19 protein-coding genes are annotated in these 24026 nt (G+C 73.1%); 11 read left to right on the top strand and 8 right to left on the bottom strand.

Annotation, left to right across the window (positions count from 1 at the left end):
• Positions 1-38: 38 nt before the first annotated feature.
• Complete coding sequence (locus NYF13_RS20530) at positions 39-1202, bottom strand: GDSL-type esterase/lipase family protein (protein WP_315658902.1); 1164 nt, start codon at positions 1200-1202, stop codon at positions 39-41.
• Positions 1203-1326: 124 nt separating this feature from the next.
• On the opposite strand from NYF13_RS20530, the gene NYF13_RS20525 reads away from it, so the two are divergent.
• The gene (locus NYF13_RS20525; protein WP_315658901.1) at positions 1327-3345 is read left to right on the top strand and encodes a phosphocholine-specific phospholipase C; all 2019 of its coding nucleotides are present in this window, start codon (positions 1327-1329) and stop codon (positions 3343-3345) included.
• Between the two features lie 87 nt (positions 3346-3432).
• On the opposite strand, the gene NYF13_RS20520 is transcribed toward NYF13_RS20525, so the two are convergent.
• The 3 genes from NYF13_RS20520 to NYF13_RS20510 all read right to left on the bottom strand — a co-directional run bounded on the left by NYF13_RS20520 (position 3433) and on the right by NYF13_RS20510 (position 7403).
• Positions 3433-5367, bottom strand: coding sequence for a potassium transporter Kup (locus tag NYF13_RS20520; protein WP_315658900.1), 1935 nt, complete (start codon positions 5365-5367; stop codon positions 3433-3435).
• A gap of 246 nt (positions 5368-5613) precedes the next feature.
• A complete protein-coding gene (locus tag NYF13_RS20515) occupies positions 5614-6759 on the bottom strand; it encodes a winged helix DNA-binding domain-containing protein (protein WP_315658898.1) in 1146 nt (381 codons plus the stop codon).
• Between the two features lie 83 nt (positions 6760-6842).
• On the bottom strand, positions 6843-7403 hold the full coding sequence (locus NYF13_RS20510) for a DinB family protein (protein ID WP_315658897.1): 561 nt from the start codon (positions 7401-7403) through the stop codon (positions 6843-6845).
• A 184-nt stretch (positions 7404-7587) separates the two neighbouring features.
• On the opposite strand from NYF13_RS20510, the gene NYF13_RS20505 reads away from it, so the two are divergent.
• Both NYF13_RS20505 and NYF13_RS20500 read left to right on the top strand, forming a co-directional pair.
• A complete protein-coding gene (locus NYF13_RS20505; RefSeq protein WP_315658896.1) occupies positions 7588-8469 on the top strand; it encodes an alpha/beta hydrolase in 882 nt (293 codons plus the stop codon).
• Between the two features lie 41 nt (positions 8470-8510).
• Positions 8511-9716 (top strand): nucleotide disphospho-sugar-binding domain-containing protein, encoded by a 1206-nt coding sequence (locus NYF13_RS20500; RefSeq protein WP_315658894.1) that lies wholly within the window; start codon positions 8511-8513, stop codon positions 9714-9716.
• 166 nt (positions 9717-9882) lie between these two features.
• Here the strand turns inward: NYF13_RS20500 and NYF13_RS20495 are convergent, their stop codons facing one another.
• The 3 genes from NYF13_RS20495 to NYF13_RS20485 form a co-directional block, all read right to left on the bottom strand.
• Positions 9883-12261 carry an excinuclease ABC subunit UvrA gene (locus NYF13_RS20495; RefSeq protein WP_315658893.1) on the bottom strand — a complete coding sequence of 793 codons (2379 nt, stop codon included), beginning with the start codon at positions 12259-12261 and terminating at the stop codon, positions 9883-9885.
• Between the two features lie 68 nt (positions 12262-12329).
• Positions 12330-12680, bottom strand: coding sequence for a VOC family protein (locus NYF13_RS20490; protein WP_315658891.1), 351 nt, complete (start codon positions 12678-12680; stop codon positions 12330-12332).
• 189 nt (positions 12681-12869) lie between these two features.
• Entirely contained in the window at positions 12870-13484 is a 615-nt protein-coding gene (locus NYF13_RS20485; protein ID WP_315658890.1) for a TetR family transcriptional regulator, read from the bottom strand.
• A gap of 82 nt (positions 13485-13566) precedes the next feature.
• On the opposite strand from NYF13_RS20485, the gene NYF13_RS20480 reads away from it, so the two are divergent.
• On the top strand, positions 13567-14388 hold the full coding sequence (locus tag NYF13_RS20480; RefSeq protein WP_315658888.1) for a class I SAM-dependent methyltransferase: 822 nt from the start codon (positions 13567-13569) through the stop codon (positions 14386-14388).
• 88 nt (positions 14389-14476) lie between these two features.
• Here NYF13_RS20480 and NYF13_RS20475 read toward each other — a convergent pair whose 3' ends face one another.
• Positions 14477-16669 carry an RICIN domain-containing protein gene (locus tag NYF13_RS20475; protein ID WP_315658886.1) on the bottom strand — a complete coding sequence of 731 codons (2193 nt, stop codon included), beginning with the start codon at positions 16667-16669 and terminating at the stop codon, positions 14477-14479.
• 327 nt (positions 16670-16996) lie between these two features.
• Between NYF13_RS20475 and NYF13_RS20470 the strand changes: the two genes are divergently transcribed.
• The 7 genes from NYF13_RS20470 (at position 16997) to NYF13_RS20440 (ending at position 24021) form a co-directional block, all read left to right on the top strand.
• Positions 16997-17878, top strand: coding sequence for a sugar isomerase (locus NYF13_RS20470; RefSeq protein WP_315658884.1), 882 nt, complete (start codon positions 16997-16999; stop codon positions 17876-17878).
• Positions 17879-17880: 2 nt separating this feature from the next.
• Positions 17881-18798, top strand: coding sequence for an ROK family protein (locus NYF13_RS20465; RefSeq protein ID WP_315658882.1), 918 nt, complete (start codon positions 17881-17883; stop codon positions 18796-18798).
• The gene (locus NYF13_RS20460; RefSeq protein WP_315658881.1) at positions 18795-19697 is read left to right on the top strand and encodes a 1-phosphofructokinase family hexose kinase; all 903 of its coding nucleotides are present in this window, start codon (positions 18795-18797) and stop codon (positions 19695-19697) included. Before NYF13_RS20465 ends, NYF13_RS20460 begins: the two co-directional genes overlap by 4 nt.
• Before the next feature lie 10 nt (positions 19698-19707).
• Positions 19708-20562, top strand: coding sequence for a class II fructose-bisphosphate aldolase (locus NYF13_RS20455; RefSeq protein ID WP_315658880.1), 855 nt, complete (start codon positions 19708-19710; stop codon positions 20560-20562).
• A 198-nt stretch (positions 20563-20760) separates the two neighbouring features.
• The gene (locus NYF13_RS20450; RefSeq protein ID WP_315660375.1) at positions 20761-22131 is read left to right on the top strand and encodes an ABC transporter substrate-binding protein; all 1371 of its coding nucleotides are present in this window, start codon (positions 20761-20763) and stop codon (positions 22129-22131) included.
• Positions 22131-23081, top strand: coding sequence for a sugar ABC transporter permease (locus NYF13_RS20445; protein ID WP_315658879.1), 951 nt, complete (start codon positions 22131-22133; stop codon positions 23079-23081). The genes NYF13_RS20450 and NYF13_RS20445 overlap by 1 nt, the downstream gene beginning before the upstream one ends.
• A 10-nt stretch (positions 23082-23091) precedes the next feature.
• Complete coding sequence (locus NYF13_RS20440; RefSeq protein ID WP_315658877.1) at positions 23092-24021, top strand: carbohydrate ABC transporter permease; 930 nt, start codon at positions 23092-23094, stop codon at positions 24019-24021.
• Positions 24022-24026: the final 5 nt, after the last annotated feature.

The raw sequence follows: 24026 nt of genomic DNA, 5'->3' as shown, positions 1-24026 counted from the left end.
GGACCGGGGGCGCGGGGACCCGTCCCGCGCCCCCGGCCTCAGGACTCGCCGAACGGCCCACCTTCGCCGAAGGCGTGCGCCGCAAAGCGTTCGGCGATCCGGCGGTGGGCCGGGCCGTCCGGGTGGAGGCGGTCGGGCAGGGGGAGCTCCTCGTGGTCGGCTTCGCCGTAGAGCTCACGGCCGTCGAGGTAGTGCAGGTTCGGGTCGGCGGCCGAGCGCTGCGCGACGATGCGGGCGAGCTGCTCGCGGATCACGGTCAGGGTCAGCCGGCCCGCCGGGACCTCGGCCGGGTCGCCGGTGGCGGTGAACCGCAGGGTGCCGGAGCTGAAGTCGACCGCGCCCGGGCCCGGGGTGTGCTCGTGGATCGGGCAGAGGATGGGGGAGACGACCAGCAGCGGAGTGGCCGGGTGCCCCTCGCGGATGGTGTCGAGGAAGCCGTGCACGGCCGGGCCGAGGGCGCGCAGCCGCATCACGTCGCCGTTCACCACGTTGATGCCGAGCTTGACGCTGATCAGGTCGGCCGGGGTGTCGCGCAGGGTGCGGGCGGTGAACGGGTCGATCATCGCGCTGCCGCCGAAGCCCAGGTTCACCAGCTCCACCCCGCCGGCCGAGGAGGCCAGCGCGGGCCAGGTGGTGGCCGGGCTCGCGGCGTTGGACCCGTGGCTGATCGAGCTGCCGTGGTGCAGCCAGACCCGCCGCCCGGCCGGGGACACGGCCTCGACCGGCGCGTCGGTGCGCAGGGCGGCCAGCTCGGTGATCTCCGTGTGCGGCAGCCAGATCTCCACCGCCTTGGCCCGGCCCGGCAGCCCGTCGAACCGGACCGTGCCGACCGGTCCCGGCGTGACTTCGGCGGTTCCGGTGGCCGGGTCCAGCCGGTGGACCCGGCCGCCGGTGGTGGCGGACTGCCCGGCCGGTTCGCCGTCGACCAGCAGTTCGTAGAGCCCGTCCGGGCGCAGCGGCAGGCCGCGGTAGCCGACCCGGGTGCGCAGGGTGTCCAGCTCGACGACGGTCGCGGCGGTCCGGAACACCAGCCGGACGCCCGCGGGCTGCGCCTCGGCCATGGCCAGCTGCCCGTCCGCCTGCGCGCGGGCCCAGGCCGGCAGCCGGTGCGGCGCCAGCCCGTGCTCGGTGGGCTCGAGTTCGAGCGCGCCGCGCACGAGGTCCGCGGTGATGGGCGTGGTGCTCAGGGGAACCGGGGTCATGATCGTGATTCTGCCGACCGGGATCGGAGTCCGCACTTCGTTTACCGGCGGGCGGGTGCGAACGTTCGCCCAACCTTCTCGCGGAGGTTGTGCACCGCCACCCGCCTGTGATGAGACTGGGCCCATGACCGACCTGAACCGACGCCGGTTCCTCCAGGTGGCCGGCGGTACCGCCGCCGCCTCGATGATGTCCGGCAGCATCGCCCGAGCCGCCGCCCTCCCGGCGAACCACCGCACCCGCAGCCTGGCCGACGTGGAGCACGTCGTCGTGCTGATGCAGGAGAACCGATCGTTCGACCACTACTTCGGCACCCTGAACGGGGTTCGCGGCTACGGTGACCCGCGCCCGGTGACCCTGCCCAGCGGCAAGCCCGTGTGGAACCAGTCCGACGGCCGGCGCGACGTGCTGCCGTTCCGGCCCGACGTGGACGACCTCGGCCTGCAGTTCGTCCAGGACCTGCCGCACAGCTGGAGCGACACGCACTCGGCGTGGAACCACGGCAAGTACGACAACTGGGTGCCCGCCAAGGGCACCACCACGATGGCCCACATGACGCGGGAGGACATCCCGTTCCACTACGCGCTGGCCGACACCTTCACCATCTGCGACGCCTACCACTGCTCGCTGATGGGCTCCACCGACCCGAACCGCTACTACATGTGGAGCGGCTACGTCGGCAACGACGGCGTCGGCGGCGGCCCGGTGATCGGCAACGACGAAAAGGGCTACGGCTGGACCACCTACCCCGAGCGGCTGGAGAAGGCCGGGGTGTCGTGGAAGATCTACCAGGACGTGGGCGACGGGCTGGACGCGGCCGGCTCGTGGGGCTGGATCAACGACGCCTACCGGGGCAACTACGGCGACAACTCGCTGCTGTACTTCAACCAGTACCGCAACGCCAAGCCCGGCGACCCGCTCTACGACAAGGCGCGCACCGGCACCGACGTCAAGCATGGCGGCGGTCTCTTCGACGGGTTCAAGGCCGACGTGAAGGCCGGGAAGCTGCCGAGCGTCTCGTGGCTGGTCTCGCCGGAGGCGTTCACCGAACACCCGAACTGGCCGGCCAACTACGGCGCCTGGTACGTCTCGCAGGTGCTCGACGCGCTCACCGCCTCGCCGGAGGTGTGGAGCAAGACCGCCCTGTTCATCACCTACGACGAGAACGACGGGTTCTTCGACCACGTGGTGCCGCCGTACCCGCCGGCCTCGCCCGCCCAGGGTGGCTCCACTGTGGACACCAAGTACGAGCTCAACGACGGCCTGCCCTACGGTCTGGGCCAGCGCGTGCCCATGCTGGTGGTCTCGCCGTGGAGCAAGGGCGGGAAGGTGTGCTCGGAGGTCTTCGACCACACCTCGATCCTGCGGTTCCTGGAGCGCCGGTTCGGGGTCCGGGAGACCAACATCTCGCCCTGGCGCCGCGCCGTCGTCGGCGACCTGACCTCGGCGTTCGACTTCTCCGGCACCGACTCCCGGGTGCCGGGCCTGCCCTCGACCGCCGGGTACGCCCCGCCGGACCGGAACCGGCACCCGGACTACAAGCCGGTGCCGCCGGCCAACCCGGCGCTGCCGAAGCAGGAGCCGGGCCGGCGCCCCGCGCTGCCGCTGCCCTACGACCTGGCCGCGGACGCGAAGTTCGACCAGGGCAAGCTGACCGTGCAGTTCGCCAGCCACGGCGCGGCCGGCGCGGTCTTCTACGTCACCTCGGCCACGGACCAGACCGGACCGTGGACCTACACGGTGGGCGCCGGTCAGCAGACGTCGGCGAGCTGGAAGGTTTCGGGCGCCTACGACTTCACCGTGCACGGCCCGAACGGCTTCTTCCGCCAGTTCACCGGCCCGGGCGCCGGGGTCGAGGTCATCGCGACCCACGCCCGCCGCGGTGAGGAGCTCACGCTGGTCCTGACCAACAACGGCCCGTCGGCCGCCACCGTCGCCGTCCGCGCCGCCGCCGGCTACGGCTACGCCGGCCCCGCTTCGCACCACCTGCGCCCCGGCGCCCGCACGGTCCACACGGTCCGCGCCGGCGCCGCCGCGGGCTGGTACGACGTGACCGTCACGGCGGGCACGACGACCCGCCGGCTGGCCGGGCACGTGGAGTGCGGTTCGCTGAGCCTGACCGACCCGGGGTTGCGGAGCCACTGAGCGGTGCCGCCCGCCCCGGTCCTCGTCACCGGCGCGGGCGGCGCTTCCGGTCCGGGGCCGAGGTGCGGTGCCGGCCGCCGGGGCCGGTCACAGTTCGATCCGGGTGCCCATCACCACCGTGCGGTCGACCGGCAGGCGGAACGAGGCCGCCTGCGAAGCGGCGTTGTGGGCCAGCCCGATGAACAGCCGTTTCTGCCACTTCGGCATGCCGCCGGGCGGGCCGGGCTCGATGGTGACGCGGGACAGGAAGTAGAACGCGTGCTCCAGGTCGGCCTCCAGCTCGGAGGTGAGCATGAACGCGTCGCGCAGGGCGGCCGGGATGTCGGCGTCGTCCTGGAAGCCGAAGCGGACGGCCAGGTGCACGATACCGTCGTCGGAGTAGGACAGGGAGTCGACGGCCAGGCGCTCGTTGCGGGACACGTGCGGCACGTTCTCGAAGACCACCTGCACGATCACCACGTGCTCGTGCACCGCGCCGTTGAACTCCACGTTGGCCCGCAACGCCAGCGGCACCGTCTCCTTGCTGGGGTGCGGGAACACCGCCGTGCCCGGCACGCGGGTCGGCGGGTCCTGCTTCAGCTCGTCGACGAAGTCCGCGAGCTCGCCTTCGGTACGGGTGCGCCGTTCGGTGATCAGCCGGCGCCCGCGCTGCCAGACCAGCATGGTCGTGACGGCCGCGCCGCCCAGCAGCAGCGGCAGCCAGCCGCCGTGCACGATCTTGGTCAGGTTGGCGGCGAAGAAGGTCAGCTCGACGCCGCCGAACACCACGCCGACCAGGGTCAGCTGCCACCAGGGCCAGTGCCACACGGAGGCGGCCAGGATCAGGAACAGCGCGGTGGTCAGCAGCAGCGTGCCGGTCACGGCCACCCCGTAGGCGGTGGCGAGCGAGGCCGAGGAGCCGAAGGTGACCATCAGGACCAGCACGGCGCCCATCAGCAGCCAGTTCACCCCGGGCACGTAGATCTGGCCGCTCTCCTCGGCCGAGGTGTGCCGGACGGTCAGGTGGGGCAGGAAGCCCAGCCGGATGGCCTGCCGGGACACCGAGAACGCGCCCGAGATCACCGCCTGCGAAGCGATCACGGTGGCGAAGGTGGCCAGCACGACCATCGGGATCTGCGCCCAGCTCGGGGCGAGCAGGTAGAACGGGTTGCGCACGGCGTCGCTGCGCCCGAGGATCAGCGCCCCCTGGCCCAGGTAGTTCAGCGTCAGCGCGGGGAACACGACGGCGAACCAGGCCCGGCGGATCGGCGGGCGGCCGAAGTGGCCCATGTCCGCGTACAGCGCTTCGGCGCCGGTGATGGACAGCACGACCGCGCCCATCGCGATGAAAGCGATGTACGGGTGTTCGAAGACGAAGCCGACGGCGTAGGTGGGGGAGAGGCTTCGCAGGATCCCCGGGCGTTCGACGATGTGCGGCAGGCCGAGCACCGCCAGCGCCAGGAACCACAGCAGCATCACCGGCCCGAACAGCCGGCCCACCCGCTCGGTGCCGAACCGCTGCGCGAGGAACAGCACGATCAGGATGACCGCGCCGATCGGCAGGATGGCCTCGCTGATGCTGGGGGCGACCACGTCGATGCCCTCGACCGCGGACAGCACCGAGACCGCGGGCGTGATCACGCTGTCGCCGAAGAACAGCGAAGCGCCGATCACCCCCAGCATCGTCGCCACCGCGACCAGCCGCGCCCGGCCGGGGACCTGCCGCCGGATCAGCGCGGACAGCGCCAGGATGCCCCCCTCGCCGTCGTTGTCGGCGCGCATCACGAACAGCACGTACTTGATCGAGACGATCAGCAGGATCGACCAGAAGACCAGCGACAGCACCCCGTAGACGTCGCCGGGCACCGGCTTCACCGCGCCGTGGTCGATCGAGAACACGGTCTGCAACGCATACAGCGGGCTGGTGCCGATGTCGCCGAACACCACCCCGAGCGCGCCCAGGGCCAGCACCGTCCCCGCGGATCGTCGCGGGCGCCCGGTGTCTCCAGTGGACGGCTGGGCTTCGTTCTCCTCAGAGCTCACCCGGTAAGTGTGCCCGGCCCGGCCGCCGGCACCGCACAGGCACCGCCGTAGGGCCATCGCCGGTTTCCCGGCCCGGCTCCGGCCGTCGGCGCGGCCCCCGAAGCCGCGGCCGGGCCGAGCGGTTCGCGGAATGTTCGGTATGTCCGCCGAGACCGTTGAGCTCGGGGAAACCGCGGAGGCCGTCGTGGACGGGGCGGCCGGTGGCGGGCCTGCGGGAAACACGGCTTCGATCCCCGGACGATCGCGCTACCGGACCGGGGTGAACCGCACTGTTCCCGAATCGCTCCCGGAGAGGAACGCCGCCAGCTGCTCTCCCTCTTCGGCGACGGCGTCGCGGCCGGCGCGGGAGAGCTCGCGCAGCGGCTGGACGGTCACGGTGCCCGGACCGGCCGTCCAGGTCGCCGAAACCCGGCCGTCGAGCAGGACCATCCGGGCGCCGGTCACCGACAGCCCGCGGTGGTCGTCGTCGATGATCCGGCTGCGGTCGGCGTACCCGAGGACCGCGTTGTCGAACGCGGGCAGGAAGCGCACCGGGGCCGGCGTGCCGGCGTCCGGCCGGGGCGCGTCGGGCAGATCCAGCAGTTCGCGGCCCTGTCCGTCGCGAAAGGACACCAGCTCCGGCCGGAGCGCGGCCACGGCGGCGGGCAGCCCGGCCAGCCCGGACCAGGCCCGCAGGTCCGCGGTGGCGGCCGGCCCGTACGCGGCCAGGTAGCGGCGGGCCATCGCCTCCCCGGCCGGGTCCGCTCCGGTGGCCGGACCCGTTTCCCTTGCCGGGCCCGGATTTCCGGCCGGGCCGGGGCCGGGCCCAGGGGTGATCCCCCCGCCGAGCCAGTCCGGCATCGGTGCGTACCTCGCGCCCGCCTTCGCGCGCCACAGTCCGCGCGGGGGCACCTGCACCACCGGGATCAGGGCGGCGACCAGCAGTTCGCCCAGCGGGCGCGGACCCGGTCCGGGCCAGCGGCCGGCCAGGGCCCGGGCGAGCTCGCCCATCGTGCGGGGCTCACCGTCGGCCAGCACCTCGCGGCCCGCCGCCGCTAGTTCCGCGAAGTCCACTCCGGCCAGTTCGGCGCGGTAGGTCCCGAGCACGCGCTGCACCAGCATGGCGTCGTGGCGCGAGCGCCAGGCCAGTGCGTCCCCGGCGGCCACGAGGTGGACGGTGCGGCGCATCAGGTGCGTCCGCACCACCTCCCGCCCGGTGAGCAGGCGGTCGAGGGCCGCCGGCTCGAACGCGCGCAGCCGCGACCACAGCCCGGTGAACGGCTCCTGCGGCTCCTGCGCCTGGAGCCCGCCCAGGTGGGTGATCGCGTCGAGCACCGGCCGGCCGGACCGGTCGAGCAGCAGTTGCCGGGCCAGCGTCGCCCGGTTGAGCGCCCGGGTGTCCAGCACGGTCATCTCGTCCTCATCTCCCCGGCCGTATCCCCCCGGCCACGGCCGCTCCCGCCCCGGTGTGCCTGCCCCGTCCCGAGGCGCGGTCCTCAGGCCGACTTCTGCGCGTCGATCGACTCGCGCAGCAGGTCGGCGTGCCCGGCGTGCTGGGCGGTTTCGGCGACCACGTGCATCAGCACCCGGCGGATGCTGCGAACCTCGCCCGGTTCGTGCCACGGTGCCCGCGGCAGCGGGTGCGTGGCCGCCAGGTCGGGCACGGAGGCGATGATCTCCTCGGTGCGGGCGGCCACCTGCGCGTAGCGGGCGAGGATCCCGGACCGCGTGTCGCCGGGCAGCATCCGGAAGTCGTTCTCGCGGTCGATCGCCCACTGCGGGTGCTCGCGGGCGGTGCCGGCGGCGAAATCGGCCCAGGTGACGCCTTCGGGCATCTCGTAGGGCATCGCGGACGGCCCTTCGAGCACGAAGCGCAGCCAGGCGTCTTCGGTCGACGCGACGTGCTTGACCAGCCCGCCCAGGCAAAGCTCGCTGGCCGTGGGGCGCTCGGCGAGCTGCTCGTCGGTCAGCCCCTCCACGGTCCGGGTCAGGGCCAGGCGGGCGGCGGCGAGCGCGGCGGCGAGGTCGGTGCGCTCGGGGTCGGGAGAGGTGTCCACGGTGGTGTCTTCCTTCGGTCGCGATCGGGTTCTCCGGCGATTCTGGCAGCGGAAGAGGACAGCTTGTGACCTCATTCGGAAGCGGACCCGGAAAAGATCCGGGCGCGACGGCCCCGTGGTGCCCGGCCGTGCGCCCGAAGTCCGACTTAGGCTAGCCTAAGTCGGACGGAACGGGGGAGGCCGGATGGACGGGGAGCCGGTGCTGCGGCACAGCCAGGGCGTGGCCGGGTGGGCCCGGACGCCGGACGGTCGTGAGCTGTACTTCCAGCGCCGACCGGGCCGGCCCGCGCGGCGGGACGGCCCGACGGTGGTCTTCGAAGGCGGCTTGGCGGCCGGGCGCTCCTACTGGGCGACGGTGCAGGGCGAGGTGGCGAAGTGGGCGTCCTCGGTGGTCTACGACCGGAGCGGGCTCGGCCGCAGCCCCGCCGACCCCGGTCCCCGCCCGCTCGCGAAGCTCGCCGCGGACCTCGGCGCCCTGCTCGACCACCTGGGCCCCGGGCCGTACCTGCTGGCCGGGCACAGCTGGGGCGGGCCGATCGCGCGGATCGCCGCGGCGGCGCGGCCGGAACGGATCGCCGGTCTGGTGCTCGTCGACCCGACCGACGAGGCGTGCGAACTGCTGTTCCGGCCGTCCACCCGCCGGGTGGAGCGGATCGGCCAGGTGGTCAGCAGCGCGCTCGCTCGCGCCGGGCTGCTGGCGGTCGCGCACCGCGAGCTGCTGGCCTCGCTGCCCGCCGACGCCCGGGCCGACCTGCGCGCCGAAGGCTTCACCCCGGCCGCGATGCGGACCCGGGCGGCCGAGCTGGCCTCCGTCGCCGCCGACCTGACCGCGCTGCGGGACCACCCGGTGGACCGGCCGGAGCTGCCGCTCACGGTGATCTCCGCCGGTCTCGCCTCGGCGGGGATGAACCGGCGCGTCCGCGCGGAGGTCGACGCGTCCCACGCGCACCGCGTGGGGCTGGCCCGGCACGGAAGGCACGTGCACGCGCACCGGTCCGGGCACCTGGTGCCGATGTCCGAACCGGGGCTGATCGCCGAGGAGATCCGGCGGCTCGCCGTCGGCTGATCCGGCTGCGACGGGCCGGTGGATCTGCCAGGCTCACCCGGATGAGGATCCTTTTCTGCACCGCTCCCGGCTACGGGCTCACCCTGCCGCTGGTCCCGCTGCTCTGGGCCGCGCGCGCGGCGGGCCACGAGGTGCTGCTGGCGACCACGTCGGAGATGACCGAAGTGTGCGCGCACGCCGGATTGCCGGTCTACGACGTCTTCCCGCGGCGGGACGTGTGGCAGGACCTCGTCGCGTCGATCAAGCCGGGGGCCGAGCCGCCGGAAGACCTGCCGGAGGAGTACCGCCTGGCCCGCCGGGACGGCAACCCGTTCGGGCTGTTCACCGCGACGATGACCGGCGGCACGATCGAGGCGGGCCGGGCGTTCGGCGCCGAGCTGGTGATCGGCACCTCCGACCACGCCGCCGGGATGCTGGCGGCCGCGGCGCTCGGGGTGCCCGTGCTGGAGGTCGGCAACCGCGTCTCCTGGTCCACCCGGGACCGGCAGTGGCGCGAAGGCGGCCACCACGGGTTCGGCGAGGACGACCTGTCCGACGTCCTGCGCGAGAAGCACGGCATCGGCGACGCCCGGGCGAAGATCGTCGCGCGGATCGATCCGCGCGCGCCCAGCATGGGCGGCCTGTCCGCGGGTGAGGAGCCCGCCGACGAGCGGGACGGCGCGCCCTGGTGGCCGATGCGGTTCGTGCCGTTCAACGGCGGCACCGTGGTCCCGGAGTGGGCGATGACCCGCCCCCGGCGGCCGCGGATCGCGGTCACGCTCGGCACGGTGGTGCCGGTGCTGAGCGGGGTCAGCACCCTGCGCGTGGTCGTCGATGCGCTGGCCGGACTGGACGTGGACGTGGTGCTGGCCGCGGGCCGGGCCGACCTGACCGAGCTGGGCCGGCTACCGTCCACTGTGGACCCCGTGGGTTTCCTGCCGCTTTCGGTGTTCCTGCCGACGTGCTCGGCGATCGTGCACCACGGCGGCTCGGGCACCACCGCCGCCCCCTTGTTCTACGGGGTCCCGCAGCTGGTGCTTCCGTCCTTCGCGGACAACCCGATGTCGGCCCAGCAGGTGGCCGACCGGGGCGTGGGCCTGAGCCACGATCCGGCCACTGTGGACGTCGGGACGGTCCGCGCGCTGGTCGGCCGGCTGCTGGAGGAGGAGTCCTTCCGCACGGCCGCCGCGCAGGTCCGCGACGAGATGGCGGCCCAGCCCAGCCCGAGCTCGGTGGTGGAGCGGGTGATCGCCGCCCTCGGGGGCTGACCGGGCCGGTCACCGCGACGCGCGGCGGACCCCGAGGTCCGCGGAGACCTCCACCCCCGGGCCCCGGACCGCGCCCGGGTCTCCTCCATCGGCGCCGTCACCGGGTGACGGCCCGCGGTGACCAGGGCTCGGGCCGGTACCGCTGCCGCCGTCGGGCCGCCGGGGGTCAACCGCCGAGGTACGCCGCCAGGTGCTCGCCGGTCAGGGTGGACCGGCCGGCCGCCAGCTCGGCCGGAGTGCCCTCGAACACGATCCGGCCGCCGTCGTGCCCGGCGCCGGGCCCGAGGTCGACGATCCAGTCGGCGTGCGCCATCACGGCCTGGTGGTGCTCGATCACGATCACCGACTTGCCCGCGTCGACGAGGCGGTCGAGCAGGCCCAGCAGCTGGTCGACGTCGGCCAGGTGCAGGCCGGTGGTCGGCTCGTCCAGGAGGTACACCTCGGCCCGGTCCGTCATGTGGGTGGCCAGCTTGAGCCGCTGCCGCTCGCCGCCGGAGAGGGTGGTGAGCGGCTGGCCGAGGCTGAGGTAGCCGAGGCCGACCTCGGCCAGGTGGCCGAGGATGCGGTGCGCCGCCGGGGTCTTCGCCTCGCCCTCGGCGAAGAACCCGGCCGCCTCGGCCACCGGCAGGGCCAGCACCTCGCTGATGTTCCGGCCGCCCAGGGTGTATTCGAGCACCTCGGCCAGGAACCGGCGGCCCTCGCAGACCTCGCAGGTGGTGGCCACGCCGGCCATCACCGCCAGGTCGGTGTAGATCACGCCGGCCCCGTTGCAGGCCGGGCAGGCCCCTTCGGAGTTGGCGCTGAACAGTGCCGGCTTCACCCCGTTGGCCTTGGCGAACGCCTTGCGGATCGGTTCGAGCAGCCCGGTGTAGGTCGCCGGGTTGCTGCGCCGCGAGCCCCGGATCGGGGCCTGGTCGACCGTCACCACCCCCTCGCCGCCCGCGACCGAGCCGTGGATCAGGGAGCTCTTGCCCGAGCCGGCCACGCCGGTGATCACGGTCAGCACGCCGAGCGGCAGGTCGACGTCGACGTCCTGCAGGTTGTGCGTGGCGGCCCCGCGGACCTCCAGCGTGCCGGACCGCTCGCGCACCGAGGGCTTGAGCGCGGCCCGGTCGTCCAGGTGCCGCCCGGTCAGCGTGCCGCTGGCCCGCAGCCCGTCGACGGTGCCCTCGAACACCACCTCGCCGCCGCCCGCGCCCGCGCCCGGGCCGAGGTCGACCACGTGGTCGGCGATCGCGATCACCTCCGGCTTGTGCTCGACCACCAGCACGGTGTTGCCCTTGTCCCGCAGTTGCCGCAGCAGGGTGTTCATCCGCTCGATGTCGTGCGGGTGCAGCCCGATGGTCGGCTCGTCGAACACGTAGGTGACGTCGGTCAGCGAGGACCCGAGGTGGCGGATCATCTTGGTGCGCTGGGCCTCGCCCCCCGACAGCGTGCCGGCCGGGCGGTCGAGGCTCAGGTAGCCCAGGCCGATCCCGGTGAACGAGTCGAGGGTGTGGCGCAGTGAGCCCAGCAGCGGCGCGACCGATGGCTCGTCCAGCTTCCGCACCCACTCGGCCAGGTCGCTGATCTGCATGGCGCTGGCTTCGGCGATGTTCGTGCCGTCGATCTTCGACGACCGGGCCAGCTCGCTGAGCCGGGTGCCCTCGCACCCCGGGCAGACGGTGAAGGTCACCGCCCGCTCCACGAACGCGCGGATGTGCGGCTGCAGCGAGTCGGGGTCCTTGGCCAGCACGGACTTCTGCAGCTTGGGGATCAGCCCCTCGTAGGTCAGGTTGACCCCGTCGACCTTGATCTTGGTCGCCTCCCGGTACAGCAGGTCGTTGAGCTGCTTCCGGGAGAACCGGCCGATCGGCTTGTCCATGTCGAAGAAGCCGGAGCCACCGAAGATCCGCCCGTACCAGCCGTCCATGCTGTAGCCCGGGATCGTGAGCGCGCCCCCGGCCAGCGACTTGCTCTCGTCGTAGAGCTGGGTCAGGTCGATGTCGTTGACCGAGCCCCGGCCCTCGCAGCGCGGGCACATGCCGCCGACGACGCTGAAACTGCGGCGCTCCTTCGTGCTCCGCCCCCCGCGCTCCACGGTGACCGCGCCCGCCCCGCTGATCGAGGCGACGTTGAACGAGAACGCCTGGGGCGAGCCGATGTGCGGGGTGCCCAGCCGGCTGAACAGGATGCGCAGCAGGGCGTAGGCGTCGGTCGCGGTGCCCACGGTGGAGCGCGGGTCGGCGCCCATCCGCTGCTGGTCGACGATGATCGCCGTGGTCAGTCCTTCGAGCAGGTCGACGTCCGGCCGGGCCAGGGCCGGCATGAACCCCTGCACGAACGCGCTGTAGGTCTCGTTGATCATCCGCTGCGACTCCGCGGCGATCGTGCCGAACACCAGGGAGCTCTTGCCCGAGCCGGAAACCCCGGTGAACACCGTCAGCCGCCGCTTGGGCAGCACGACGCTCACGTCCTTGAGGTTGTTCGCCCGCGCGCCGTGCACGCGGATCAGGTCGTGGCGGTCGGCCTCGTGCGGCTGCGGGGCCTGGGCGGTCCTGCTCATCGGCGTCTCCGTTTCGTTCCGGCTCGATCCAACCAGGTCCGGACGGGTTCCCCCGGCCGGGCGAGGGCTCAGCTGTCCTGGAGCAGGCCGAGCACGGTGCCGTCGGAATCGGTCACGGTGGCCACCCGGCGCCCGCCGCCGACCTCGCGCACGGCCTCGCCCGCGGTGGCCCCCGCGGCGGTCAGCTCGGCCAGCTTGGCCTCGAGATCGGTCACCTCCCAGTAGGCCACCGGCGAGGCCGGGCTCTGCGGGCCGCCCTTCGGGACGAGGCCGACGTGCTGACCACCGGCTTCGAAGCCGACGTAGTACGGCGAGTCGGCCACCGGCTCGACGCCGAGCAGCACGGTGTACACGGCCTTGGCCTCGGCCAGGTCGGAAACGGGGTGCAGCACGGTCTTGATGCCCGGGGTGGCGGTCATGGTCGCTCCTGTGGATCGTGGGCTGGTCTGGTGGACCCCACGCTAGGTGCGGCCCGGGCCCGGCGCTTCTCGATTCCTGACCGGTTCACCCGGGCCGCACCCGGGGCGGTGCCCGGCCGCCGGTACGCGCACTCGGCGGCTGGCCGCCGGAGGCGCTGCGTCACCGGATCCGGCGGCCGGACGCGGTTCTCAGAGCAGGCGGCGCTGGAGGGCGTCGGCCAGGATCGCGGTCACGACCTTGGCCATGGCGTCGGGTCGGGGGTCGTTGGGCCGGGGGTCCTCTGGCCGGGTGCGGTCGGCGAACAGCAGGTGGCCGGCGCCGATCAGGGCGAGCGCGAGGGATTCGGCGTCGGCGTCGGCGGCGAGGCGGCCGAGCGCACGTTCTTCGGTGAGGTAGGCGGCGAGCATGGCGCGGGCCTCGGCCAGGACCGGGATGCCGCCGGAGGTCTCACGCAGCCGGGCGCGCACTTCGTCCCGGAACATGACCAGGCCGGTGACCGCCACCGCGATCGGGTCGAACACCGCGGTGACGGCGCCGGTCACGTTCCCGGTGACGCTGCCGATCCCGGCCGAGGCCCGCAGGAGCGCGGCCTGGTCTTCGATCCGGGCGACGCACTCGCGCACCAGCTCGGCGAGGAAGTCGTCGAAGTCGGCGAAGTGCCGGTGGAGCACGCCCTTGGCCACGCCCGCCTCGTCGGTGACCGCCCGGCTGGTCAGCCCGGCCGGGCCCTCGCGGAGGAGGACTCGTTCCGCGGCGAGGAAGAGCTGACGGCGCGCGTCGCGGATGTGGATTCCGGTCGGCACGGCCCGGACCTCCGTGGTGCGTAGCGGGCGGGGTTGCAAGTAGCGGGATGCATAGTGGGCGTTCGCCCACTATGGTGGGCGCATGCCCACTTTACCGGAGAAGGCGGAGCCGCCCTCGCAGGCCCATCGGGATCGGCGGACGGCGGAGTCGTTCGGGGTGGATCCGGCGCGGTACGACCGGGCCCGGCCGCGGTATCCCGACGAGCTGGTGCGGCGGATCGCCGGCGGCGGTACCGGCGGCACCGCCTTCGCCGTGCTCGATGTCGGCTGCGGGACCGGGATCGGTTCGCGGCAGTTCCAGGCGGCGGGGTGCGCGGTGCTCGGCGTCGACCCGGACGCGCGGATGGCGGAGTTCGCGCGGGGGACCGGGGTCGAGGTGGAGGTGGCGACGTTCGAGGACTGGGACCCGGCCGGCCGGGTGTTCGACGCGGTGGTGGCCGGGCAGTCCTGGCACTGGGTCGAGCCGGTCGCGGGCGCGGCCAAGGCGGCTCGGCTCCTGCGCCCCGGCGGCCGGCTGGCGGCGTTCGGGCACGTGTTCGCGGCCCCGCCCGAGGTGGCTGCGGCCCTGGCCGAGGTCTACCGGCGGCTGGTACCGGACTCGCCGATGAACGCGGCCTCGTCCCGGACCCCGCTCGAGCTCTACCAGGAGATGTTCGCCCGCGCCGCCGAGGGTTTCCGCGACGCGGGCGGTTTCGCCGAGCCCGAGCAGTGGCGCTTCGACTGGGAAGCGCCCTGCACCCGCGACGAGTGGCTCGATCACCTGCCCACGACCGGCGGCCTGACCCGCCTCCCCCCGGATCAGGTGGCCGAGGTGCTGCACCACGTCGGCGCCGCGATCGACGCCCTCGGCGGCAGCTTCACCCGGCACTACACCACCCTGGCCGCGACGGCGGTACGCCGATGACTGCTGCTCGCCCGAAGATCCGCTGGGCGCGGGCCGGTAGCACCGCGCCCAGCGGATCATCGGAGCCGGGCTGGTCGAACGGGAAAGGCTACGAAGCCAGCTTCCAGCGCTGAAGCCCGCTCACCCGCTGGGTGACCGGTGAGCCGTCGGCGGTCGAAGCGGTGGTCAGCCGCAGTCCGCTCCCGGCCGAGGCGAGCGTGTAGCCGTCCGCCTGCTTGGTGACGATCCACTGCTGGTTGGCGCCACCGGTGCACGGCCACTGGATCACCGCCGCGCCCGGGAACCTCGAACCGCCCTGGACGTCGGCGCACAGCCCGGATTCGCGGTTGCGCAGCTGGTAGGTGCCCTCGGGCCGCCGGGCGAAGGTCCACTGCTGGTTGGCCCCGCCGTTGGCGGCCCAGGTGACGAGCCGGGTGCCCGCCTCGGTGCTGTGGCCGGGCACGTCCAGGGCCTGGCCGCCGACGGTCAGCACGTGCGTGCCTTCGAGGCCGCCGGCCGGGGTGATCGACAGCGTCTGCTGGGCCGCGGTGCGCCCGCCGCCGACCGGGCTGCCCGTGCGGTCGGTCCAGTACCGGGCCGGGGTGGTCTCGGCGTGCCCGCCGGACAGGCCCAGCACCAGTCCGCTGTACCGGTTGACCAGCCGGTAGCCGTTCGCGGAGCGGAGGACGAACCACTGCTGCCCGACGCTCGGGCCGCTCTTCCCGGCCGCGGTGACGGTCGGCGCGGTGCCCCAGGCCCGCGTGCCCGGCGAGGCCGAGCCGACGCCGAGCAGGCCGCCGCTGGTGGTGTTGGTGATCCGGTACGAACCGTCGCCGTTGGCCGCGAACGACCAGGCCGCGGCACCGCCGGCGAACCTGGCCGAGGTGGTCGCGGACCGGCCCGGGACCTGGGCCAGCACCCGGCCGTCACCGCTGGCGATCCGGTAGGCCTTCGCCGGGTCGAACGGCGACGCCGCGGGGCGCGCGCTGTCCACGGTGAGGTCGAAGTAGGTGCCGGACGCGTCGTTCGGGCAGCCGAACGCGCAGTAGGACCGGAAGTCCTTGCCGATGATCGACGAGCTGGTCTTGTTGACGCCGTCGAGGAACCACCGGTACCAGGACGCGTCGGTGTGGCTGCCGGTGTCGCCGATCAGCCGCCACTTCTGCGTGGCCAGGTCGTCGGTCACGTAGAACTGCTGCGGCGCCTTGCCGCTCTGGTCGACCGCCTGCGGCTCACCGATGTACAACCCGAGGTAGGCGTTGTAGGCCACGTCCATGACGAACAGCGGCGAGGTCGCCGGGGCCTTGCCCGCCGCGACCTGCTCGGTGGTGGTCCCGGTGCTGGCCGGGTCGTACTCCTTCGACGGCGGGGTGTAGCCGGTCCGGCTGGCGCCGTCCACCGGCACCATGTTGCTCTCGCGCCCGCCGACGCCGGGCTCGGACCACCGGCCGTCGTACCACTTCTGCCAGGTGCCCGGCGCCATCTTGCCGGCGATCGGCGCCCGGGCGACGTGCTCGTAGAACGCCTTCCAGCCGCCGGACTTGTCCACCACGCGCGAGCCGTAGTAGACGTAGAAGTAGCCCGAGGCGGTGTCCACCAGCAGCCGCTGGTCGCCGTCGCCGTAGTAGTAGGTCTGCTGCGGGAAGGCGGCGGTGTCACCGCGCTTGGTGCTGTACGGCGAAGTGATCACGTGCGCCTTGATGGCCCAGGTGTGGCCGCCGTCCTTCGAAACCGCGTAGTCGATGGCGTCGTAGTGCAGGCCGTCGCCGAAGGGCTGCGGGGTGAACTCGTTGTGCACCAGCCCGTACCAGTCGCCGGTGTCCGGGTCGACCCACAGGCCGGTGAGGTCGCAGAAGTTCTTCTGCGAGTAGCCCGAACCGGCCGGCGGGGCGGTGGCCTCCCGGCCGGTGGGGCTGGTGTTGCACCGCCAGGTGGTGTCGTTGTTCCTGTCGCGCGAGTCGGCGGGGTTCACCGCGTTGCTCAGCTCGCTCGACTTCTTCGCGGAGGGGAAGTCCTGGCCGGTGTAGAACTCCCACTCCCGCGGGGCGTCCGCGCCGTAGTCGGCGGCGGACTGCTGGAAGTAGTAGGCGCCGTCCTTGTCGATGTAGCCGCTCGCCGTGGTGTCGGTCGGGGTGGCGTAGGTGCCGGTGCCGTTGACCGTGACGGTGTAGCCGGCGGGGTGGCCGGACGGCGGCGCCGCGGACGCGGTCGCCGGGATCAGGCCGGCGCACACGGCGGCCGAGGCCAGCGCGACCGCGGCTCTCCGGCCGGTGCCGCGGGACCTGGGGTACGAGACGGGCATGGATCCTCATTCCTGCCGGGCGCCGGCGAGGGGACTGCGGGAGCCTGGATGAGCGTTGATGATGGAAACTTGGCTGAAATAAACAAGATCGATCAGATGAACTGTGCAGTGATGATGCACTCCGGGGCATTTCCCTGTCAACGAACCGGGTCCGGGGGACTCGGCCCACCCGTCGTATAACGCTCTATACGCCGCCGGTTGTTGTTCGATTCTGCTCGCTTGGTCCGGTGGCGACTGCTCGAAAATGCAAAAAGACAGCATTGACGACGCACAAACCTGCATCTACGGTGACATCTGTTGCGCACACCTGGCCTGGATGGGGAGTCGATGAGCGGGATTTTCATGGCGGCGGAGATCGCGAGCCAGCCGCAGTGCTGGCGGGACGCGGCGGACCTGGCCGCGGCCAACGCCCGGCTGCTGCCGGCGCCGGGCGCGCGCGTCGCGGTGGTCGGCTGCGGCACTTCGTGGTTCATCGCGCAGGCCTACGCGGTACTGCGGGAGACGGCCGGGCTGGGGGAGACCGACGCGTTCGCCGCCTCGGAGTTCCCGCTCGGGCGGGACTACGACCAGATCGTGGCGCTCACCCGGTCCGGTACCACCACCGAGGTGCACACCCTGCTGGCCCGGCTGGCCGGCCGCACGCCGACCACGGCCATCACCGGGGTCCCGGCCGAAATCGCCGGCGCGGTGGATGCGCTGGTCGACCTGTCCTCGGTGGACGAGCGCTCGGTCGTGCAGACCCGGTTCGCCACCACGGCGCTGGCGATGCTGCGGGCGCACCTGGGCGAGGACCTCGCCCCGGTGATCGCGCAGGCCGAGCGGGTGCTGGCCGAACCGCTGCCGGACGAGCTGGTCGAGGCCGGGCAGTTCAGCTTCCTCGGCACCGGCTGGTCGGTCGGACTGGCCAACGAGGCCGCGCTGAAGTTCCGCGAAGCCTGTCTGCTGTGGACGGAGTCCTACCCGGCCTGGGACTACCGGCACGGGCCGATCAGCATCAGCGAGCCCGGCCGCGTCACCTGGATGTTCGGCGCCGCGCCGGACGGGCTGGCCGAGGACGTCCGCCGGGCCGGGGGCGTGTTCGTCGAGACCGGGCTGGACCCGATGGCCGACCTGGTGCGCGCCCAGCGGGTCGCCGGGGCGATCGCCGCCCGCAAGGGGCTGGACCCGGACAACCCGCGGAGCCTGACCCGCTCCGTCGTGCTGGGCTGAGCATGACGCTGCTCGCGGCGGTGGACGTCGGCGGCACCACGGTCAAGGCCGCGGTGTACGAGGCCGGCGGCTGGACCAAGCGGGTCGAGCTGCGCCGGCCCACCGCCCGCGGAGCGGACCCGGCGAAGGCCGTGGCCGACCAGGTCCGGACGCTGGTCGACCGGCTGGGCCAGGCCGGCCCGATCGCCGCGGCCGGGGTGGTGGTGCCCGGGGTGGTCGACGAGGCCGCGGGGATCGCCCGGTTCGCGGCCAACCTCGGCTGGCGGGACGCGCCCCTGCGGGAGCTGCTGGCCGAACGGCTGCCCATGCCGGTCGCCTTCGGCCACGACGTGACGGCGGGCGGGCTGGCCGAGCACCGGTTCGGCGCCGCCCGCGGGTTCGCCGACGCCGCGTTCGTCCCGGTCGGCACCGGGATCGCCGCGGCGCTGCTGCTGGGCGGGCGTCCGCACCGGGCGGGGGGCAACGCCGGGGAGCTGGGCCACGTCGACGTCGGCCACGGCCGGCGCTGCGGCTGCGGTGCCACCGGGTGCCTGGAGGCGGTCGCGTCCGCGAGCGCGATCGCCCGCAGCTACACCGAGCGGTCCGGGCACCCGGCCGGCGGTGCGCGGGAAGTGCTCGAAGCGGACGACGACGCCGCCCGCGAGGTCGTGGAGGAAGCCGTGACCGCGCTGGCCGCGGGTCTGCGGCTGCTGGTCACGCTGGTCGCGCCCGAGGTCGTGGTGCTCGGCGGCGGCCTGTTCGAAGCGGGCGAGCTGCTCGAACGGGTCGACCGCCGCCTGGCCGGGTCGCTGGTCTTCCAGCGCCGCCCGGTGCTGCGCCGCGCCGAACTGGGCGACGAGGCCGGGTGCCTGGGCGCGGGCCTGCTCGCGGCGGAGCTGCTGGAGACGGTGGAGTCGGTGGAGACGGTGGTGGCGAAGTGATCCTCACCGTCACCCCGAACACCGCGCTCGACGTGACCTACACGGTCGACCGGCTGGTGCCGGACGAGGTGCACCGGGTCGCGGACGTGCGCCGGCGGGCCGGGGGCAAGGGGGTCAACGTCGCCCGCGTGCTGCACGCGCTGGGCGCCGACACCCGGGCCATCGCCTTGGCCGGCGGCGCCGCCGGCCGCTCGGCCGCCCAGGAGCTGGCGGCTTCGGGCGTGCCGGCCGAGCTGGTCCCGATCGCCGGCGAGACCCGCCTGACCACCACCGTGCTCTCGGCCGCCGACCGGTCGGTCACGCTGTTCAACGAGCCGGGCCCGGAGATCACGGCGGGGGAGTGGGCGGCCCTGGCCGCCGCGGTGGCCCGGCACCGGCCGGAGGTGCTGGTCCTGTCCGGCAGCCTGCCGCCGGGCGCACCGCCGGACGGGTACGCCCGGCTGGCCGCGTCCGGGGTCCCGACCGTGCTCGACACCTCGGGCGAGGCCCTGCTGGCCGGGCTGGCCGGGAAGCCGGCCGTGGTCAAGCCGAACGCCCGGGAGCTGGTGGAGGTGACCGGGATCCACGACGTCGAGACGGCCGCGGGCGAGCTGCGCGGGGCCGGGGCGGGCGCCGTGGTCGTCTCGCTCGGCCCCGAGGGGATGCTCGCGGTCACCGCGTCGGGCACCTGGCACGCGGCGCCTGCGGCCGTGCTGAGCGGGAACTCCACCGGGGCCGGGGACGCGGCCGTGGCCGGGATCGCGCTGGGGATCCGCCACGGCGAGGACTGGCCGCGGCTGCTGGGCCGGGCCGTCGCGCTGTCCGGCGCCGCCGTGCTCGGGCCGCTGGCCGGCGACGTCGACCTTCCGCACTACCACCGAGAACACGACCGGGTCGCCGTGCGCGCCCGGCAGAGCTGAGGAGGGCCACATGCCATTGGTGTCCACCGGGGACATCGTCGGCGACGCCGTGGCGCGACGCCGGGGCTGCGGGGCGTTCAACGCCATCCAGCTGGAGCACCTGACCGCGATCGTGGCCGGGGCCGAGGCCGAGGCCGCGCCGGTGATCGTGCAGCTGAGCCAGAACGCGGTGCGCTACCACGGCGCGCTCGCCCCGATCGGCGGCGCCGCGCTCGCCGTGGCCCGGGCGGCGGAGGTGCCCGTGGCCGTGCACCTGGACCACGCCGAATCCCGCGAGCTGGTGCGCGAGGCGGTCGGCCTGGGCTTCGGCTCGGTGATGTTCGACGCGTCCACACTGGACTACGAGGACAACGTGCGGGCGACCCGCGAGGTCGCCGCCCACTGCCACGACCACGGGGTCTGGGTGGAAGCCGAGCTGGGGGAGGTCGGCGGCAAGGACGGGGTGCACGCGCCCGGCGCGCGCACCGACCCGGACGAGGCCGCCGCGTTCGTCGCCGCCACCGGGGTGGACGCGCTGGCCGTGGCGGTCGGCAGCTCCCACGCCATGCTCACCCGGGACGCGGCGCTCGACTTCGAGCTGATCGCCGCGCTGCACGCCGCCGTGCCGGTGCCGCTGGTGCTGCACGGTTCTTCGGGCGTGCCGGACGCGGGACTGGCCGGGGCCGTGGCCGCGGGCATGACCAAGATCAACATCGCCACCCAGCTCAACAAGGTGTTCACCGCCGCCGCGGCGGGCGACTGGCGCGCGCACCCCGAGCGCGTGGACCCGCGTCGCTACCTCGGCGCGGGCCGGGACGCGGTCGCGCTCGAGGTGCGCCGGTTGCTCGGTGTGCTCAGGCTGGGACAGGCCGAAACCGTCAGATGACGATTGTGCAGATTTACCGACCGAACTTGTTGACAGATGCGTGAAGTCGCAGAAAACTGCGCGCTAATGCGCAGAAACCGGCATTATTTCCGAGATCAGGTGGTGGCCATGCGGGTAACACGAGGCAAGAGTGCGCCGGGGGCGGCGGGGTGGTCCGCGGGGGCGGCCCGGTCCGGCCGGGCGCGGCTGGCGGTGGCGCTGACCGCCGGGGCGTCGCTGCTGCTGGCCGGCTGCGGCGGCGGGGACACCGACGCGGGCGGCACCGGGGAGAACGCGCTGCCGGGGGTCGAGCAGTACCTCAACGCGCCGTGTCCCGAAGCGGGGGTCAAGCCGGCCACGGACAAGGTGGTCACCTACTGGTCGATGTGGACCGCCGACGAGCCGCAGGGCAAGGTGCTGCAGAAGGCGTTCAAGTGCTTCCAGGACAAGACCGGCGTGCACGTCGACGTCCAGTGGCTCGGGCGCAAGGCCTACACGCAGAACCTGGTGCCGGCGCTGAACACCGACACCGTGCCCGACCTGTTCGACCAGGACGTGAGCAAGGTCGGCGCGGCGATCATGACCCCGGGCGGCACGCAGGGCCTCGACGACGTCTTCGGGATGAAGGTCGGTGAGGGCGACAAGACCGTGAAGGACGTGCTCGCGCCCAGCTCGTGGGACTTCCCGCAGAACAAGGACCACGAGGGCCACGCCTTCCTGGTGCCCTACACCGTGCAGTCGAGCGCCTGGTGGTACGACAAGGCCACGGCCGGCGACGTGACGCAGCCGAAGACGATGGACGAGCTGACCGGCCTGTTCGACAAGGCCAAGGCCGACGGCAAGGCGGCGATCAGCCTCGACGGGGACATCCCGTTCTACAACATGTACTACTTCACCCAGCTGGCCGAGCGCTACGTCGGCTCCGGCGGGCTGTACAAGGCCGCCACCGACCCGACCGGCGCGGCCTGGACCTCCGACCCCGGCTTCCTCAAGGCCGCCACCGAGACCGCGAAGCTGCCGAAGTACCTCATCGACGGCTGGGACGCGGCGAAGTTCCCGCAGATCCAGCAGCGCTGGGCGGACGGTGACTCGCGGTACCTCTACGTCGGCACCTGGGCGCCGAGCGAGACCCGCGAATACCTCGACAAGGAGGGCTCGGGCGCGAAGATCTCCTACGGCTCCTTCCAGTTCCCGATGCCGCCGGGCGCCACGCACGACACGGTCGAGCAGATGTCGATCGGCTTCGCGGTGCCGAAGAAGGCCAAGCACGCCGAGGCGGCGAAGGCGTTCATCGCCTACTTCCTGAACAAGGACATCCTCTCCGGCATCCCGGCCGTGGCCGACAACCTGGTGCCGCGCACCGATCTGGCCGTGCCGGACGACCTGAAGGCGGTCAAGGCCGCGATGGACGACCCGAAGAAGGAGCACGTGCTGCAGTACGACGGGATCGACGGGATCGCCGGCGGCAACTGGCAGACCGACGTGTTCGACCCGGCGGACACGGCGCTGCTCAAGGGCCAGCTGAACCCGCAGCAGTTCGTCGCGCAGCTTTCGGCCAAGAGCGCCGCGTTCTGGAAGGGCCACAGCTGATGACGGCCGCGACCCGGGTGGCGCGGGGCCCGGCCGCCCGCGCCACCCGGGGGGCCCACCTCGGCCGCAAGCGCCGGCTGTTCTGGCCGTTCGCCGTCCCGGCCCTGGTGCTGTACCTGGCCTTCCTGGTGCTGCCGACGATCGCCACGGTGGTGCTGAGCTTCACCCACTGGGCCGGGGCCGGCGACACCCCCAAGCCGGACGGCGTGACCAACTACGTGCAGATGTGGCAGAGCGATTCGTTCCAGTTCGCCTTCCGCAACACCCTGGTGTACGTGTTCGCCGGCGGCATCGGCACGTTCGCGGTGGCCTTCCTGTTCACCATGGTGCTGCGGGACATGCGCGGCGGCAAGGTGATCCGGGCCATCCTGTTCTTCCCGAACATCGTCGCCCCGGTGGCGCTGGGCATGTTCCTCGGCTTCGTGTTCAAGTACCAGCCGGGCAAGCAGGGGCTGGCCAACTACGTGCTGGAGCACCTCGGCGCGGACGCGGCCAAGTTCCTCGCCCCGGCGAACGTGACCGGGGTGGTCACCGCGTCGCTGATCTGGGCCAGCTCGGGCTTCTACATCACCATCCTGATGGCCGCGGTCGACCGGATCCCGCCGTACCTGTACGAGGACTCGGACCTGGCCGGGGCCTCGCCCTGGCAGAAGTTCCGCAACATCACGCTGCCGATGACCTGGGACGTGGTCGGGGTCGCCGGGGTGCTGTGGACGATCAACGCGCTGAAGATCTTCGAACTGGTCTTCGTGCTGGCCGGCCCGGGCACCTACGCGCCGCCGAACCAGGCGTGGACGCTCGGCATCTACGTGTTCGACCGGACCTTCGGCTCCAACGGCACCCCGGACTTCGGGGCCGCCTGCGCCTGCGCGGTCGCGATGATCGCGCTCGTTTCGGTGCTCGTGGTCCTGCTGCGCCGGTTGATGCGCCGCGACGCCATCCAGTTCTGAGGGAGAGACCATGTCCGTCACGGACGCGCCCGCGCCCGCCGCCCGCGCGGCGAAGCCGGTGCGCAAGCCGCCGCGCCGGCCCAAGCCCGCGCCCGGCTCGCGCCGGCTGAGCCCGCTGCGGCTGCTCGGCTCGGCCATCGTGTGGCTGTTCACCGCCGGCAACGTGCTGGTGCTGTACTGGCTGCTGTCGGCCTCGTTCAAGACCCCGGTGGAGATCTTCACCAAGCCGTTCGCCCTGCCCTACCAGTGGTTCCACGTGGGCAAGCCGTTCCGCAACTTCGTCTACGCCTGGAACAACGCCGGGTTCGGCGACGCCGTGGTCACCACCGTGGTGCTGGTCGGGCTGGCCACCGTGGTCACGGTCGCGGTGTCGGCTCCGGCGGCCTACGCGCTGACCCGGCTCGGCGTCCGCGGCTCCGGCCCGCTGACCAACGTGGTGGCGATCGGCATGGGCGTGCCGTTCCAGACCGTGATCATCCCGCTGTTCGTGGTGCTGAGCAAGATCCACCTGGACAACGAGTACGGGCTGTTCCTGGTCTACGTGGCGCTGTCCATCCCGTTCACCGTGTTCCTGCTGACCGGGTTCTTCCGTTCGCTGCCGGACGAGCTGGAGGAGGCGGCGGCGATCGACGGCGCGTCCCCGCTGCGCACGTTCTTCTCGGTGATGCTGCCGCTGGCGCGCGGCGGCCTGATCACCGCGCTGACGCTGAACGCGATCGGGCTGTGGAACGAGACGCTGCTGGCGATCGTGTTCCTCAAGGACCAGGCGCACTTCACGCTTTCGCGCGCCCTGTTCACCTTCTACGGCGCGGCCAGCTACCAGTCGGAGTACGGCGGCCTGATCGCCGGCGTCGCCATCGTGGTGCTGCCGATGCTCGTGCTCTACCTCGTGCTCGCCCGCCGGATCATCACCGGACTCACCCTCGGCGCCGGAAAGTAAGGACC

This window comes from Amycolatopsis sp. PS_44_ISF1 (assembly GCF_032335455.1).
Taxonomy (GTDB): Bacteria; Actinomycetota; Actinomycetes; order Mycobacteriales; family Pseudonocardiaceae; genus Amycolatopsis.
This window is presented reverse-complemented; position numbering and strand designations above follow the sequence as displayed.

Excerpts from the sequence above, each read along its gene's own strand:
- NYF13_RS20480 (WP_315658888.1), top strand. The coding sequence starts at position 13,567 with ATGCCCACTTTACCGGAGAAGGCGGAGCCGCCCTCGCAGGCCCATCGG.
- NYF13_RS20440 (WP_315658877.1), top strand. The coding sequence starts at position 23,092 with ATGTCCGTCACGGACGCGCCCGCGCCCGCCGCCCGCGCGGCGAAGCCG.
- NYF13_RS20455 (WP_315658880.1), top strand. The coding sequence starts at position 19,708 with ATGCCATTGGTGTCCACCGGGGACATCGTCGGCGACGCCGTGGCGCGA.
- NYF13_RS20445 (WP_315658879.1), top strand. The coding sequence starts at position 22,131 with ATGACGGCCGCGACCCGGGTGGCGCGGGGCCCGGCCGCCCGCGCCACC.
- NYF13_RS20490 (WP_315658891.1), bottom strand. The coding sequence starts at position 12,680 with ATGACCGCCACCCCGGGCATCAAGACCGTGCTGCACCCCGTTTCCGAC.
- NYF13_RS20495 (WP_315658893.1), bottom strand. The coding sequence starts at position 12,261 with ATGAGCAGGACCGCCCAGGCCCCGCAGCCGCACGAGGCCGACCGCCAC.
- NYF13_RS20505 (WP_315658896.1), top strand. The coding sequence starts at position 7,588 with ATGGACGGGGAGCCGGTGCTGCGGCACAGCCAGGGCGTGGCCGGGTGG.
- NYF13_RS20500 (WP_315658894.1), top strand. The coding sequence starts at position 8,511 with ATGAGGATCCTTTTCTGCACCGCTCCCGGCTACGGGCTCACCCTGCCG.
- NYF13_RS20525 (WP_315658901.1), top strand. The coding sequence starts at position 1,327 with ATGACCGACCTGAACCGACGCCGGTTCCTCCAGGTGGCCGGCGGTACC.
- NYF13_RS20475 (WP_315658886.1), bottom strand. The coding sequence starts at position 16,669 with ATGCCCGTCTCGTACCCCAGGTCCCGCGGCACCGGCCGGAGAGCCGCG.
- NYF13_RS20530 (WP_315658902.1), bottom strand. The coding sequence starts at position 1,202 with ATGACCCCGGTTCCCCTGAGCACCACGCCCATCACCGCGGACCTCGTG.
- NYF13_RS20465 (WP_315658882.1), top strand. The coding sequence starts at position 17,881 with ATGACGCTGCTCGCGGCGGTGGACGTCGGCGGCACCACGGTCAAGGCC.
- NYF13_RS20515 (WP_315658898.1), bottom strand. The coding sequence starts at position 6,759 with ATGACCGTGCTGGACACCCGGGCGCTCAACCGGGCGACGCTGGCCCGG.
- NYF13_RS20470 (WP_315658884.1), top strand. The coding sequence starts at position 16,997 with ATGAGCGGGATTTTCATGGCGGCGGAGATCGCGAGCCAGCCGCAGTGC.